This window comes from uncultured Lacinutrix sp., assembly GCF_947500325.1.
GTDB lineage: Bacteria > Bacteroidota > Bacteroidia > Flavobacteriales > Flavobacteriaceae > Lacinutrix.
In genome coordinates this window covers 41,881-56,808 of record NZ_CANMRQ010000007.1, presented here as the reverse complement: position 1 = coordinate 56,808, position 14,928 = coordinate 41,881, and the positions used below count along the sequence as shown (strand labels likewise).

The 14,928-nt window shown below is 30.2% G+C and carries 14 protein-coding genes; 6 read left to right on the top strand and 8 right to left on the bottom strand.

The window, feature by feature from the left end:
- Positions 1 to 6: 6 nt before the first annotated feature.
- Positions 7 to 948, bottom strand: a complete 942-nt coding sequence (locus Q0997_RS10455) for a nitronate monooxygenase (RefSeq protein WP_299888491.1) — start codon at positions 946 to 948, stop codon at positions 7 to 9.
- A gap of 60 nt (positions 949 to 1,008) precedes the next feature.
- Positions 1,009 to 2,214 (bottom strand): tRNA 2-thiouridine(34) synthase MnmA, encoded by a 1,206-nt coding sequence (gene mnmA, locus Q0997_RS10450; RefSeq protein WP_299888860.1) that lies wholly within the window; start codon positions 2,212 to 2,214, stop codon positions 1,009 to 1,011.
- Between the two features lie 204 nt (positions 2,215 to 2,418).
- Between mnmA and Q0997_RS10445 the strand changes: the two genes are divergently transcribed.
- Positions 2,419 to 3,405, top strand: coding sequence for a fasciclin domain-containing protein (locus tag Q0997_RS10445; RefSeq protein ID WP_299888490.1), 987 nt, complete (start codon positions 2,419 to 2,421; stop codon positions 3,403 to 3,405).
- Between the two features lie 50 nt (positions 3,406 to 3,455).
- Here Q0997_RS10445 and Q0997_RS10440 read toward each other — a convergent pair whose 3' ends face one another.
- From Q0997_RS10440 to Q0997_RS10430, 3 genes are all read right to left on the bottom strand, one after another.
- Complete coding sequence (locus tag Q0997_RS10440; protein ID WP_299888489.1) at positions 3,456 to 4,160, bottom strand: toxin-antitoxin system YwqK family antitoxin; 705 nt, start codon at positions 4,158 to 4,160, stop codon at positions 3,456 to 3,458.
- Between the two features lie 135 nt (positions 4,161 to 4,295).
- Positions 4,296 to 6,203, bottom strand: a complete 1,908-nt coding sequence (gene yidC / locus Q0997_RS10435) for a membrane protein insertase YidC (protein ID WP_299888488.1) — start codon at positions 6,201 to 6,203, stop codon at positions 4,296 to 4,298.
- Between the two features lie 59 nt (positions 6,204 to 6,262).
- Positions 6,263 to 7,906 carry a CTP synthase gene (locus tag Q0997_RS10430; RefSeq protein ID WP_299888480.1) on the bottom strand — a complete coding sequence of 548 codons (1,644 nt, stop codon included), beginning with the start codon at positions 7,904 to 7,906 and terminating at the stop codon, positions 6,263 to 6,265.
- Between the two features lie 162 nt (positions 7,907 to 8,068).
- Between Q0997_RS10430 and Q0997_RS10425 the strand changes: the two genes are divergently transcribed.
- The 5 genes from Q0997_RS10425 (at position 8,069) to Q0997_RS10405 (ending at position 11,915) form a co-directional block, all read left to right on the top strand.
- Positions 8,069 to 8,593 (top strand): hypothetical protein, encoded by a 525-nt coding sequence (locus Q0997_RS10425; RefSeq protein ID WP_299888477.1) that lies wholly within the window; start codon positions 8,069 to 8,071, stop codon positions 8,591 to 8,593.
- Between the two features lie 159 nt (positions 8,594 to 8,752).
- Positions 8,753 to 9,622, top strand: coding sequence for a helix-turn-helix domain-containing protein (locus Q0997_RS10420; protein ID WP_299888474.1), 870 nt, complete (start codon positions 8,753 to 8,755; stop codon positions 9,620 to 9,622).
- Between the two features lie 106 nt (positions 9,623 to 9,728).
- The gene (locus Q0997_RS10415) at positions 9,729 to 10,136 is read left to right on the top strand and encodes an ester cyclase (protein WP_299888471.1); all 408 of its coding nucleotides are present in this window, start codon (positions 9,729 to 9,731) and stop codon (positions 10,134 to 10,136) included.
- Positions 10,137 to 10,168: 32 nt separating this feature from the next.
- Complete coding sequence (locus Q0997_RS10410; protein WP_299888468.1) at positions 10,169 to 11,083, top strand: nuclear transport factor 2 family protein; 915 nt, start codon at positions 10,169 to 10,171, stop codon at positions 11,081 to 11,083.
- Positions 11,084 to 11,453: 370 nt separating this feature from the next.
- A complete protein-coding gene (locus tag Q0997_RS10405; protein ID WP_299888465.1) occupies positions 11,454 to 11,915 on the top strand; it encodes a hypothetical protein in 462 nt (153 codons plus the stop codon).
- Between the two features lie 38 nt (positions 11,916 to 11,953).
- Here Q0997_RS10405 and Q0997_RS10400 read toward each other — a convergent pair whose 3' ends face one another.
- The 3 genes from Q0997_RS10400 to Q0997_RS10390 are packed head-to-tail and all read right to left on the bottom strand — an operon-like array spanning position 11,954 to position 14,734.
- Positions 11,954 to 12,184, bottom strand: coding sequence for a DUF3820 family protein (locus tag Q0997_RS10400; protein ID WP_299888857.1), 231 nt, complete (start codon positions 12,182 to 12,184; stop codon positions 11,954 to 11,956).
- 2 nt (positions 12,185 to 12,186) lie between these two features.
- A complete protein-coding gene (locus Q0997_RS10395; protein WP_299888462.1) occupies positions 12,187 to 12,729 on the bottom strand; it encodes a hypothetical protein in 543 nt (180 codons plus the stop codon).
- Between the two features lie 46 nt (positions 12,730 to 12,775).
- A complete protein-coding gene (locus tag Q0997_RS10390; protein ID WP_299888459.1) occupies positions 12,776 to 14,734 on the bottom strand; it encodes a LysM peptidoglycan-binding domain-containing protein in 1,959 nt (652 codons plus the stop codon).
- Between the last annotated feature and the right edge of the window lie 194 nt (positions 14,735 to 14,928).

The window sequence follows — 14,928 nt, the reverse complement described above, 5'->3', positions numbered from 1 at the left end:
AATGAATTAAAAACTAACTACTCTTTTTTTTGCTTCTTCAAACTCGGTAATCATTTCCTCTACAATCTTAGTTACTGGCTTTACATCATGTATTAATCCTGCAATTTGCCCTATTTCTAATTCCCCATCTTCTAAATCACCTTCAAACATGCCTCGTTTTGCTCTAGCTCTACCTAATAACTCTTTAAGTTGTTCTGGTGTTGGTGCAGTTTTATACAACTCTTGTAATTCATTATAGAACTTATTTTTAACTAAACGTACAGGCGCTAATTCTTTAAGTGTTAATTGCGTATCACCTTCTTTAGCATCTACTACAACTTGTTTAAAATCATCATGAGCAGATGATTCTTCACTAGCAACAAAACGACTTCCTACTTGAACTCCATCTGCACCTAAAACCATACACGCAAGCATAGCCTTACCAGTTGCAATACCTCCAGCAGCAATTAATGGTATTTGTAATTGCTCTTTTACCATTGGTATTAGAGTAAGTGTTGTAGTTTCGTCTCTACCATTATGACCTCCAGCCTCAAAACCTTCAGCTACAATAGCATCTACTCCAGCATTTTGTGCTTTTAAAGCAAACTTCACACTACTTACAACATGTACAACTGTAATACCTTTATCCTGTAACCATTTGGTCCATGTTTTAGGGTTTCCTGCTGAAGTAAACACAATTTTAACGTCTTCTTCAACAATGATATCCATAATTTCTGTAATGTTAGGATATAACATTGGGACGTTTACACCAAAAGGTTTATTAGTTGCTTTTTTACATTTTTGAATGTGTTCTCTTAATACATCTGGATACATGCTTCCAGCTCCAATAAGACCCAAAATCCCTGAATTACTTGCAGCAGAAGCTAAACGCCAACCACTATTCCAAATCATTCCAGCTTGAATAATTGGGTATTCTATATTAAAAAGTTCTGTTATTTTGTTTTGCATATTTTCTATTTGTATGATGCATAGATAAGTCTAGCATGATATGAAAGATACTATATAATTTTATGAAATTACACCAGAGCCAACCAGTTCATCTTCCAAATACCAAGCAACAAATTGGCCTTCTGTAATTGCAGATTGCATGTTTTTAAACTCAACATATAATCCAGAATCCACTTTATATAATGTTGCTTTTTCTAAGGCTTGACGATAACGAATACGTGCTAATACTTCCAATGTTTCATCTGTATTTAATTTCAAATCTGGTCTTACCCAATGTAATTCATCATTAGAAACAAAAAGAGCTCTTTTATATAAACCAGGATGTGCTTTACCTTGACCTGTATAAATTACATTGTCTTTAACATCTGTATCAATCACAAAAAGAGGTTCTACTTTACCGCCAACCGATAAACCTTTTCGTTGTCCTTTAGTAAAATAATGAGCACCTTGGTGTTTACCTACTATCTCTCCATCTTCAATATTATATTCTGCTTTTTTAGACAAGTATTGTAATTCTTCGGTCTTATTATTAAAAGTTTTTACTGAAGAAGTTTCATAGTTAACATTAGATGCTGGTATTTCTACAATTACACCTTCTTTAGGTTTTAATTGCTGTTGTAGAAAATCTGGCAACCTCACTTTTCCTATAAAACATAAACCTTGAGAGTCTTTTTTATCTGCAGTAATTAAATCTGCTTTTGCTGCAATATCTCTAACTTCTGGTTTTTGGAGTTCTCCAATAGGAAATAATGCTTTAGATAATTGTTCTTGTGATAGTTGGCATAAAAAATAAGATTGATCCTTATTATTATCTTTTCCTGCTAAAAGCTGAAAGACTTCTTTTCCATCCTTTTCAATAGTTCCTTTTCTACAATAGTGACCAGTAGCAACATAATCTGCACCAAGATCTAATGCTATTTTCATAAAGACATCAAATTTAATTTCTCTATTACAAAGTACATCTGGATTTGGTGTCCTTCCTTTTTCGTATTCATTAAACATATAGTCTACTATACGTTCTTTATACTGCTCACTTAAATCTACAGTTTGAAATGGAATACCCAGTTTTTCTGCCACTAACATGGCATCATTACTGTCATCCAACCAAGGACACTCATCAGAAATTGTCACAGAATCATCGTGCCAATTCTTCATAAAAAGTCCTATAACTTCATAACCTTGCTCTTTAAGTAAATAAGCAGCAACGCTAGAATCTACACCTCCTGAAAGCCCAACTATTACTCTTTTTTTCATGTTATTTTTTATAGCCCACAAAGATACGAGAAATATATTTTTTTAAAGTTAAAAATCCATACACCATTTCAATCCGTATATTTTGTTGAACCTTTTAGTTAAAAAAATTAACAAAACATTAAATAATTTTGTTTAATCTTTTGTTAATTTCGTGAAACAAAAAGACGAACTTGTTTATATAATCAAAAAAAAATCAACAAACTAAAAAAGAAATCTATGAAAACATTAAAAAAATTATCTCTGTTAGTTCTAGTCGTATTTACATTTTCTGCATGCAGTAATGATGATGATGCATCTGGACCAATTCCAAATCCAACACCTACATTAAATATCGTTCAAACTGCTCAAGCTACTGCAGATTTAAGTCTTCTTGTTGACGCTGTAGTTCAAGCAGATTTAGCAACTACATTAAGTGGTACAGGACCATTTACTGTTTTAGCACCAACAAATGCTGCTTTTCAAGAATTATTAGATAGTAATACAGCATGGAATAGTATAGCAGATATTGATAATGCTACTTTAACTCAAATTTTATTAAATCATGTTATTTCTGGTACGGTAACGTCTTCAGATTTAACGACTGCTGGTTCTGGATACTCTAATACTATGGCAGATGCACCAGGAGGAAATAAAATGAGTATTTATTTTGATACTTCAAATGGGGTACAATTTAATGGTTTAGCCACAGTAAGCACTCCAGATGTAGCAGCAACTAATGGAATAGTACATATAGTTAATAAGGTAATCACTCTACCAACTATAGCTACTTTTGCTACAACAAACCCTAATTTATCTAATTTAGTAGCTACTTTACAATTAGCAGATACAGGAACTCCAACTGTACCATACATAGACACTGTATCTGATGCTACAGCTGGTCCATATACCGTATTTGCACCAACAAACGATGCCTTTGTTAGTTTATTAACAGAACTTAACTTAACAGCTTTAACAGATGTAGATGCTGCTACTGCCGATGCTATTTTATTATACCATATAGTAAATGCAAATGTGCAATCTACTGATTTACCAAATGGCCCTGTTACTACTCTAGGTGGAGATATTACAGCAGATAATACTGCTTTTACATTAACTGATGTAAATAATAGAGTTAGTGGTATTATTACTACTCTAGTAAATATTCAAGCGGTTAATGGTGTAGTGCATGCTATAGATAAAGTAATTTTACCATTACAAATGTAATTATCCCTTTTATATTATAACTAAAAGCGCCTCTATTACAGAGGCGTTTTTTATTTTTTCTTCTTATAAGGGTTCTTACTACGTCTAGTAAAATCTTTTTCTTTTTCTAATTTTCCATTTTTATAAAATTTCCAAATACCATGTCTTCTATCTTTTTGATAGACACCTTCCATTTTAATATTACCTTTAGTATCGTATATTTTTGCTGGGCCATGTAATTCACCTTGGTTATAATTAAACATGCTCATTAACTTATCTGTCTCAGAAAATGTTCTAGACTCACCATGTAATTTTCCAGATTTATATTTTGCTTTCTCAGCAATTTTCCCGCTTAAATAATATGTATTCTTCTCGCCGTCTAATTTTCCTTTATCATTATAAACCTCATCACTCATTATTACTTTAGACTTATTATGGTAATATATCCATTTACCAATATAAGTCTTACCTCTCATTTTGCCTTCACTAATTAGATTTTTAGTAGACGAATAAAACCTTACTTCTGCCAAATTACTATTAGACTTAAATGTTCTAGTTGCAGTTAATACAGACTTACCATCTATATTTTTATAAAATTTAAAAGTTCCTAATTCTTTTCCATGATTAAACTCTCCTTCATAACGCAACACTTTTGTGCCTTTAAAATTCTTTTTCCAAACGCCATGTCGTTTACCATTAGCATCCAACTGATTAATTTCTTGCGCAAAACTAAACGTTGAAATTAAAGCTAAAATGAAGATTATTAATTTATTCATATTTTTTATTTATAAGATAGATTTACTGCCGTAGCAGGAATGACAATAACGTATTATAGCCTATTCAAATTGTATAAAACAAAAAAGCTGCCAAACTTGAATTATCAAGTGGCAGCTTTAATTAAATAATATGTATTATTTCTTTTTACGCTGTTGTTCTTGCATTCTTTTTTGTTGTTCTGCCTGCTCCATCATCGCTTTCATTCTCTTTTGGAACTTATTTTCTTTCTTAGGTTTTGCTTTACTAGCTTCAATTCCTGCCAATATTTTCTCTTCATCTAAAATGAAATTTTTGATAGCTATTAAAATACCAATACTAATTAAGTTCGATATAAAATAATACAAACTCAATCCCGATGCATATTGATTAAAGAATACCATCATCATAATTGGTGCAAAATAAATCATGTATTTCATCATCTTCGCCATATCTGGCATACCTTCTTGCTGTGGAGCAGACATTTGTTGTTGTCCAGTTGTTAATTTCATGTAAAAGAAAATAGCAATAGCTGCTAATATTGGAAACAAGCTAATGTGATCTCCATATAAAGGAATACTAAATCCGTTTGGAAACTTATAAATAGAATCAAAAGAAGATAAATCATCTGCCCAAAGGAAACTTTTTTGTCTTAAAGCAAATGCTGTTGGGAAAAACATAAATAAAGCATAGAATACTGGCATTTGTATTAATGCTGGTAAACACCCAGCTAATGGACTAGCTCCAGCTTTATTTTGCAACGCCATAGTTTCTTGTTGCGCTTTCATTTTATTGTCTTTATGCTTTTCACGAATAGCATCTAATTCTGGCTTTAATATTTTCATCTTCATTTGCGACAAATATTGCTTGTATTGTACAAATGACATGGCTAATTTAATTAAGACTGTCATTACAATAATAGCAATACCATAAGGTAAAAATGAGCTTAAAAAACTAAATAATGGAATGAATAAAAATTTATTAATCCATCCAAAAATCCCCCAACCAAATGGAATACTTTCTTCTAAATTTTTATCGTAAGTTTTTAAAATTTTACTCTGTGTTGGTCCATAAAACAGCCCTAAATTTTCATTAATCTCATTACCATTTAAAGCTAAAGCTGTTTTTGCTGAGAATTGTTTTGTAAAAACAGTATCGATTTCTTCATCTTCAACTAGATCTTTAGACGCTATTGCTATTGATTTAAATGGCTTATCTGTCGTCATGATAGAACTAAAAAAGTGCTGTCTAAACGATAACCAATCCATATCTTTTTCTATCTCTTCATCTTCTCCTGCTTGTGCTAATTTGTCTATTTTACCACCATCATGCTGGTACGTTAAACGCGTATATCTATTCTCATAAGATATACTCTCATCATGACGATACGTTTTTTGTGTCCAATCTAAATTAACTTCTTGAGAACCATTTATAACATTACTTAAGCCTTGAGATTGAATAGTAAAATCAATCATATAGTCATTTGGCTTAATAATATATTTGTATTCTAAAAACTTAGATTCAGACACTTTTAGTTTCATTGACACTATAGTGTTTTCTCCATTCTTAGTTACAGTTGGTTGAAAAAATAAATCTTTTGTATTTTGAATACGACTATCTGTAGTCCCAAAGTTTATGTTAAAACTTGCATTTTTATCCTTAACCAAATAAATTGGTACAGAGTCGAAATCAACGAACTTAGCCAATTTTACTTCAGAAAGGTGACCGCCTTTATTAGAAAATTTTAATTCTAAAACACCATTTTCAACAGTTGTTTCTCCATCTGTTGTATAATAAGAAAAGGCACCTAATTTATTTTGAAGTGCAACTTGTTGTAATGAGTCTGACGCTGGTGTATTTGAAAAATCTTGCGGCGTTGTGACTTTAACATTTTCAGTTTTATTAGCTTCTTCTGCTTTAGCGGCCTCTATTTGTTCTTGTTTTGCTTTCTCTTCAGCAGCTATTTCTTCTGGTGTTGGTTTTTGTTGCCACATCATGAATAATAGAATTCCGAAAATAAGTACAAAACCTATAATTGAATTTAAATCAAATTTTTTTTCTTCCATTGTCTATCGCCCTACTTTTTAGTTGTAGAGGTATTTAGAGTTACTCAAAAAGTAATCCGTTATTTATTTTGTGCCATAGTGGCACCTTTTACATTTTTATTGTGTTTACTAGCTGCTTTTACAAAGGCCACAAAAAGTGGATGTGGATTTGCAACTGTACTCTTATATTCTGGGTGATATTGTACACCAACAAACCAAGGATGACTTGGTATTTCTACTATTTCTACTAGTTTAGTTTCAGGATTTAAACCTGTGGCTATCATACCCGCATTTTCAATTTGTGATTTATAATCACTATTAAATTCGTAACGGTGTCTATGTCTTTCTTCTATAGTCTTATTATTATAGACTCCTTTAACAATACTATCCTCTAACAATTCGCAATCCCAAGCACCTAAACGCATAGTACCGCCTTTATCTGTAATGGTTTTTTGAGCTTCCATTAAATCAATAACAGGGTTTTTAGTATCTGCATCCATTTCTGTTGAGTTTGCATCTTTTAAACCTAAAACATTACGAGAATATTCTATAACTGCCATTTGCATTCCTAAACATATTCCTAAAAAAGGAATATTATTTTCCCTTACGTATTTTACTGCATCAATCTTTCCTTCAATACCGCGTTCACCAAAACCTGGTGCTACTAATACACCATCTAAATGAGAGAGTTTTAATTTTATATTGTCTTCGTTAAGATATTCTGAGTGAATGGACTCAATATTTACTTTAACCTCGTTTTCGGCTCCTGCATGAATAAAAGCTTCTAAAATGGATTTATAAGAATCTTGAAGTTCTACATATTTACCAATAAGACCAATAGTTACTTCAGATTTAGGATTCTTATGCAATTTTAAAAAAGCATTCCAGCGTTCTAAATTAGGTGTATTACTTTCTAAAGCTAATTTCTTCAATACAATTTTATCTAAGCCTTCATCTAGCATTAAATTTGGTACATCGTAAATAGTAGAAGCATCAATTGATTGAATAACAGACTCTGGTGTTACATTACAAAAACGTGCCAATTTCTCTCTTAAATCTGTAGGCAATTCATGTTCTGTTCTACAAACTAATATATCTGCTTGCACTCCACTTTCCATTAATGTTTTTACACTATGTTGGGTTGGCTTTGTTTTTAATTCTCCAGCTGCAGATAAATAAGGAACTAATGTTAAGTGAATAACTAAAGCATTATTTTCTCCTAATTCCCATTTTAACTGTCTTACAGTTTCCACATAAGGTAAAGACTCTATATCACCAACTGTTCCACCAATTTCTGTAATAACAATATCGTACTCTCCAGAATTACCTAAAAGTTGAATACGATGTTTAATCTCATCTGTAATATGCGGAATCACTTGAACTGTTTTTCCTAAAAATTCACCACGACGTTCTTTTTCTATAACGCTTTGGTAAATTCTACCTGTAGTAACATTATTTGCTTGACTAGTAGGCACATTTAAGAACCGTTCGTAATGCCCTAAATCTAAGTCTGTTTCTGCACCATCGTCTGTAACATAACATTCGCCATGTTCATATGGATTTAAAGTACCAGGATCGACATTAATGTATGGATCTAGTTTTTGAATTGTGGTTCTGTAACCTTGAGCTTGAAGTAGTTTTGCTAAAGATGCAGCAATAATCCCTTTTCCAAGAGATGATGTTACGCCACCAGTAACAAAGATATATTTAGTTTTAGTTGCCATTGTACGTTGTTAAACGCGAGCAAATTTACAATTTTAAGTTGGAAAACTTAAAGATTGACAGTTTATTTTTAAAGGAAGTTATTAGTGTTTTTAAGAAGAGGTGATTACATATATATTTTGCTTTTATTTTTGAGTTAACTTTGTATAGAACTTAAAATATAAATGATGACAATTAAAACGCTCAGCTTATTAATTCTCTTTACTTTTTCAATAAATGCCTATAGCCAAATAATTAGTTCTAATGACAAATTTGGCAACTTACAGTTTATTGGTAATATCAATACTGAGAATAAAAGTAATTATGATTTGTCTGAATGTATTTCTACTTCTGCAATGATTATGGGAATTGAATCTAAAACCGAATCTAAAGAAGCTGCTATTGAATCATCATTCGTTAAAGGTGAATATTCCTATTCTTATTATGTTAATGATTATGAAGCTTCAGCCGGAGAAGTGCAATTTAAATTTGAATACACCATAAAAAAAGGTGCTATTGCATACAAATTATATGATTTTGAACATCTAAAATCAGATTCTGAATTTGAATCTATTGGAATTTTACCAAATGAGTGGAATGAAAAAGTTAAAGCTTCATTTACAAAAAAACAGTATGCTGAAATAATGACAGATTTGAGATTAAATGTAGCTAATGCAATTAGAATGATTAATAAATATTGTACTAAATAACTATATTAATCAATATTTAGAATTAACACTTATTTTATTTTTAATAGAAAAAACTACAATTTTTCTTCTATTTACTAATTTAGTTCCACTAACACGAGTAATTTTAATTACTAGCTATTAACAATAATTGAAGAAAAAATTATTACAGCTCACTATAAAATGGATATCAAAGAAATAGTTTTTAACAAAAAAAAGGAAAATACTTACTATTTCGACCTGGTAGATTTAAGGGATGTTCTTAAATTAAAACCTAAAGACCATAACCAATTTGACCACCACAGAGTTTCTTTCTATGTCATATTCTTAATCATAGATAAACAAGGAAAGCACAATATTAACTTTGTAGATTATTCATACAAAAAAGGTACTATTTTTACTTTAAGAAAAAATAATATTCATAAGTTTTATAAATCTAATGCTAATGGAAAACTTCTTGTCTTTACAGAAGATTTTATTATTAGACATTCAAACAAAACTCAAATCTTAAAATTATTTCAATTATTCAATGAGATGTTAGGATCTTCAAAATTACAACTTAATACTAACGATTATATTGAAATTGAAAGTCTGGTATACCAAATAGAAAAAGAACATCTAAGCTTAAATGATTGCCACTCAATTGAAATAATTAGAAGCTTGATACAACTTTTAATACTTAAGCTTTTTAGAATAAAATCTAATGAAAATGATAATTTCACTAACAAAAAATATTATTTAAAACTTATTTTATTTCAAGAGCTAGTAGAAAAAGATTGTTTTGAAAGTAAAAAAGTATCCCATTATGCCAATAAAATGGGAATTACTACCAAAACATTAAACAATATCACCCATAATGTAATTGGTAAAAACGCTAAGTCATTTATTGATGAAATTGTTATTCTTCAAATTAAAAGACTTTTAATTAACTCAGAACTCTCATTTACTGAGATTGCTTACAAAGCTGGTTTTGATGTATCGACTAACTTTTTTAAATATTTTAGAAAACAAACTGGGCTATCGCCTAAGGAATTTAAAGAAAATTACAAATAGCTTTACTTTCTTTTTTTTATCCTAAAAAGAAGTTTTTTTACCCTGATAATCTTAAGAGCCAAATTTACCTTTGTTTTATTAATTAATCTAATAAATCAATTAAAGTATGGGTAATAAAGAGGCAATAACTAAATTTTACGGTAAAGCATTAACAACAAATACAGAAACAAGGCCTACTCAGGTTTTATCTCCCATTTTAGCAGATGGATATGAATCATCGGGTTCTGTAGAATCTAAAGGAGCTGAACAATTAATGGGGCAACTAGAATTTTTCTGGAAGATCATTCCAGATTTAAAGTGGGAACCTCAAGAGATCATTAATGTAGGTGATTTATATGTTGTTAGAAGCATTGCCACCGGAACTCCAAATGGCGATTTTATGGGATTGCCTACAGATGGCAGCAAATCTTTTAAAATTATGACCATTGATATTCATACGATGAAAGATGGAAAGTTTGTAAATACTTTTCATGTTGAAGATTGGGTAACTGCAATGAAACAATTAAAAGGATAAATTATAATTATTAATTAAATAATAAAATAATCATGAATAAGTATTTAATAATATGCTTTGCATTTATACTATTTGCAAGTTGCAATAAAACCAATAGAGCTCAAGACAAAAGTAATAGAAACGCTATTGCTACATTTTACAATAAAGCATTAACTGTAAGTAATTCGACAAAGCCTACAGCAGCTTTAACACCTTTTTTAGCAGAAGGCTATAAATCTTCAAGCTCACTAGATTCAAAAGGCGCAAAAGAATTAATGGGACAATTAGAATTCTTTTGGAAGGTAATTCCAGATTTAAAATGGGAACCACAAGAAATATTTAATGAAGGTGATGTATATATTGTTAGAAGTATAGCATCCGGAACTCCAAATGGTAATTTTATGGGAGTTCCTACAGATGGGAGTAAATCTTTTAAAATCATGACTATAGACAGACACACCATGAAAGATGGTAAATTTGTTAGCACATATCATGTTGAAGATTGGGCAACTGCAATGAAACAATTAAAAAGGAATCAACCAAACAACAATATGGATAAAAAGTCTAAAGAGACAATGGACGTTGCAATGGCTTTTATGGATGCTATGGGCAAAGGAGAGATGGATAAAATGATGAGTTTAATGCATGATGATATGGTATGGCAAAATGCAGGAGATAAAAGTTTACCATGGATTGGTCCTTGGAAAGGTAAAGAAATAATCCTTGAAAAATTCATGCCCCTTTTTGGAGGAAATTTTAAAACTATTAAATGGGAACCGAATGATGCTGTATCTAATGGAGATACAGCTGCTTTCTTTGGCCAAATGGTTGGTCTATTAACGAAATCCAACAAACAAACGAAGGAATTTACTTATGCATTACGTGTAAAAGTTAAAGATGGGAAAGTTATACTTTGGAATTGGTTTGAAGATAGCTTTGAAGTTTCACGAGCCTATCACGGAAAATAATTATTATAAAGCTGCTCATTTTTCGAGCAGCTTTCTTTTTTCACTTATAGTTTGATTATTTTTGCATAAAAACTAATAAACTCTATTGGCTAGAAAAAAGAAATATAATGAAGTCAAGGAGTTGTTCGTAAAACATTAAAAACATATATCGTTCATTGTTTATTTTCTAATTATCTAGAAAACCCTATAACCTTTCTTCTAAAATGTTTTCTTTTACTAATTTAGTTCTAACACAAAATACCTAAACTTAAAAAAGCGAGTTGTATATAATATAAAATAACTTGAAAATGACATTAGACAAACTTCTAACACATTTTTATAGAGAAAATGGGATTCCTGAAGATGATGGTTTGGTAATGAGACTTTTAAAATGAAAGCTTTTGGTATAAGTCTAACATTGCTAAATCCTAAATTCAGAAAAAAAGTAATACACATTCATGATATTCAGCATATTTTAAACAACTGCGATACTTCATGGAAAGGAGAAGGATTTATATCTGGTTGGGAAATCGCTACCGGAATGTGGAAATATTTCCCTTTAGTTTTTTTAAGTTTATGGGCAATGGGTTATAGTTTATGGTTACATCCTAGAGCTGTTTTTAATGGTTATAAAAAAGGAATTAATAATATTGGAATTATTGACCTAAAAATTAATAAATCTGACTTTATGAAAATGGAACTTAATCAATTAAAAACTATTACTAAGAAAGAAAAGACAATTAAAATGGGTATTTGGCAATGGACCCAATTTTTATTTTGGAGTGTAATGAGTCAAATAGTACTTTTTATTCCTTTGTTTATTTTAATAATAGGAGTAACTCTTTTAAAATAAAGCATTTATCCTTAAACAAGACTCAGTAATCTTAATCTCTACTTAGGATTCTGTTTCTTAATATTTCTTATTAAGTTTTCTAGACCATTCAACTTTAATGTATAGACGGTTTCCAACATGTCACCTAATTTACCTTTAGGAAAGCCTTTATTATGATACCAAACTATATAATACTCGGGTAAATCTATTAAGTATCTATCTTTATATTTACCATACGGCATTTTAGTATGCGCCAATTGTATTAAAAATTTAGGGTCAGGCTGAAGCATCATTATTTTTGAGATTGAAACTCCTGCAAACGTTTTAACTCTTTACTCACAAAAGTAGACCATTTAGATTGGCCTTCTTTATTTATAGAATATTCACTTTCGTTATCATAACGTTGCTGCATGGCTTCTAATTCCTCATTAGTTTTTTTGTGTATGGAATTTAATACATCTGCAATAGTATTACTCACTTTTAACTTTGAAATTTTCTCTCTAAAATAACGTGTATTAAGCTCTGTTATATCAAAATGTAATTGTTCGTGTGCTAAAACATGATCATCTACTACATCTTTTTTACACCATGAATGCTCAGGATAAAAATGTGCCAAAACTGTAGTATTGAAACCAGTAATTCCTTTTGTAGAAGACTTTTTAATAGAGTAGCCAAAAGTTATTCCTGAAGCAGTTACTGCTACAGCATCTGTTTCTTTATTTGGTTTTCCTTTAAAATCTTGCCAAGTAAGTTTGTAGTTTTGATTCCAAGAAATTTCTGAAGTATCACTTTGGAAACATAAAACAGCAGCGAATATTAAAAATAATTTATACATATTAAATAGTTAAGGAACTATTTTTTAAAACGCAAAAACAAGCATATTATTGCTTTATTTCTTCAATTTTTAAGTCGTTATAACGCACTATATACACACTATCATTATAATAACCTCCGGACATTTTCTTTTTATAAGAAAACTTATTTTCAACATATGAAGTAAATGGTGTATCTATAACAGAGTTATATAAATTGCCAGATGTTACTAAACGTAAAACTACATCCATAGTTAAATCGAAACCTCTAATGGCATATGCATTAGGAGATGTTTTATGTTGTTTCTTATACATTTTAACAAAACTATTGTTTGAGTCTTCACTTACTATTTTTGAAATAGAAGGATATGTAAAATGTAAATTAGATAAGTGATAGTTAGACACTTCTTCATTTTCGAAGGCTTTGTTTTGGCTTGTAGTTGTTAAAACTATATCTGTTCCATCTATTAATAATGCATTTAACATACTAGATACACTAGACACAAAACTAGAATTATCGGTTTCAAGAAACACAACATTATTTCCTGGTTTTATAACATCAAGTAAATCTTGTTCTAGAATATAGTATTGATCTTTTTTTGTTTTTTTATCTAACCTTGAACTTACCATTGCTGCTTTAGGAAACTTTGTCTTGAGCATAGCACTTGTCACTTTTCTTTTCGAATCTGAAATAATAATAACCTGAGCTGTAGTATCTGCTACAAAGTAATCAACGATTTTCGTTTCCATAACCTTTGCGTCTGGTCTTGATTGAAATACATTATTACCTATGTTTACTTTTCTGGTAACTGGGGAAACCATAGGTACATTTTCACCTTCTAATGCAAATGCTACTGTGTTAAAGTTTTTTGGTAATAATGGACCAATAACAACATCTGTTGTTGTAAAATCTTTAGTTCTAATAATAGCATTAACTTCACTTTCTCGGTTTTGAGTATCGTATACATCTACTTTTAAGTTAACACCCATTTTTTTTAATGAATCGAAAGCCATTAAAACACCTGAGTAAAAATCTAAAGTTAAACCTAAAGTTCTATTATTTTTAATTTTTTGTTTAGTATCAACTACAGAGTCTATGTTAACTTTATTTAACGCGAAAGGTAACATGACAACTATATTTTTTGTTTCTCTATCTTTTATAGCTGTTGAAAGATTAATAACACTTGAAGTTGTTGTATCAACAACTGTTTCAACTCCACTTTCTGTTTCTATTGCTCCATACGGTACTTTTAATACCATACCTTCTTTTAAACCAGAAGTAGATAATCCAGGGTTTAATCGTTCTAAATCACTTTGCTCTAACCCTGTTTTAATTTTTAAACGAAAGAAACCTTCTTTTGGTAAAACAGTATAATAACTATACTGCTCATCTACTTGTTTTATTGAATTGTCTTCTAAATTTGGTACTGTAATAACTTGACCTGGTTGTAATACTTCTGCTAAACCAGGATTTAGTTCTTCAAGTTCCAATACAGTAATACCGTACTTGTATGCAATTCTCCATTTACCTTCTTTTGGCAATACTGTATATGTCGTTGTTGTAGATTTCTCTTCAACCTTTTTTATTTCAAAAACTGGAATTTGTAATCGATCTCCTTTTCTCAAATTATTAGAATATAAAAAAGTATTATATTTTTTTATTTCTGCTTCAGTAACACCATATTTTTTAGATAAACTATATAATGTTTCTTTTCTTTTTACTTTGTGCTTTTTATACCCAGTGAGTTCCTTAATTTCTGTCACTTTCTTTTTAGGAGGTTGTTTAACGCCACCTCTTACTGGTCTTACTCCACCAGTTTTCATTATAATTAGTACCGCATCTTGTTTAATGCCCTTTTTTGCATCAGGGTTTAATTTATGGATGTGTTCCTTTGTTACCTTATATTTTTCGGCAATAGTCTCAATAGTCTCTCCAGACTTTACTTTATGGGTTACATAATTTTGCGCCTTAGCTGCAGAACAACCAAAGAACATTACTAATGTGAATAGGTATATTATTTTTTTCATATAAGATTTAAGTTTTCATTTTTGCAAACACAAAAATAGACTCTCAATATTATTTATATTCTGCATACAATTACAGAACGACAAATTACTGTTTTTATTTAATATTCAATTACCGTTCCAAAAAAAGAAACAAACTTAACAAGCACGCCAATATTAGTATAGTTATTTGCAAAGAAAGTTTCGTCTTACTTAAA

Coding starts and splice junctions, on each gene's coding strand:
- Q0997_RS10410 (WP_299888468.1), top strand. CDS start 10,169: ATGAATAAGTATTTAATAATATGCTTTGCATTTATACTATTTGCAAGT.
- Q0997_RS10405 (WP_299888465.1), top strand. CDS start 11,454: ATGAAAGCTTTTGGTATAAGTCTAACATTGCTAAATCCTAAATTCAGA.
- Q0997_RS10455 (WP_299888491.1), bottom strand. CDS start 948: ATGCAAAACAAAATAACAGAACTTTTTAATATAGAATACCCAATTATT.
- Q0997_RS10400 (WP_299888857.1), bottom strand. CDS start 12,184: ATGCTTCAGCCTGACCCTAAATTTTTAATACAATTGGCGCATACTAAA.
- yidC (WP_299888488.1), bottom strand. CDS start 6,203: ATGGAAGAAAAAAAATTTGATTTAAATTCAATTATAGGTTTTGTACTT.
- Q0997_RS10390 (WP_299888459.1), bottom strand. CDS start 14,734: ATGAAAAAAATAATATACCTATTCACATTAGTAATGTTCTTTGGTTGT.
- Q0997_RS10415 (WP_299888471.1), top strand. CDS start 9,729: ATGGGTAATAAAGAGGCAATAACTAAATTTTACGGTAAAGCATTAACA.
- Q0997_RS10420 (WP_299888474.1), top strand. CDS start 8,753: ATGGATATCAAAGAAATAGTTTTTAACAAAAAAAAGGAAAATACTTAC.
- Q0997_RS10395 (WP_299888462.1), bottom strand. CDS start 12,729: ATGTATAAATTATTTTTAATATTCGCTGCTGTTTTATGTTTCCAAAGT.
- Q0997_RS10440 (WP_299888489.1), bottom strand. CDS start 4,160: ATGAATAAATTAATAATCTTCATTTTAGCTTTAATTTCAACGTTTAGT.
- Q0997_RS10445 (WP_299888490.1), top strand. CDS start 2,419: ATGAAAACATTAAAAAAATTATCTCTGTTAGTTCTAGTCGTATTTACA.
- Q0997_RS10425 (WP_299888477.1), top strand. CDS start 8,069: ATGATGACAATTAAAACGCTCAGCTTATTAATTCTCTTTACTTTTTCA.
- Q0997_RS10430 (WP_299888480.1), bottom strand. CDS start 7,906: ATGGCAACTAAAACTAAATATATCTTTGTTACTGGTGGCGTAACATCA.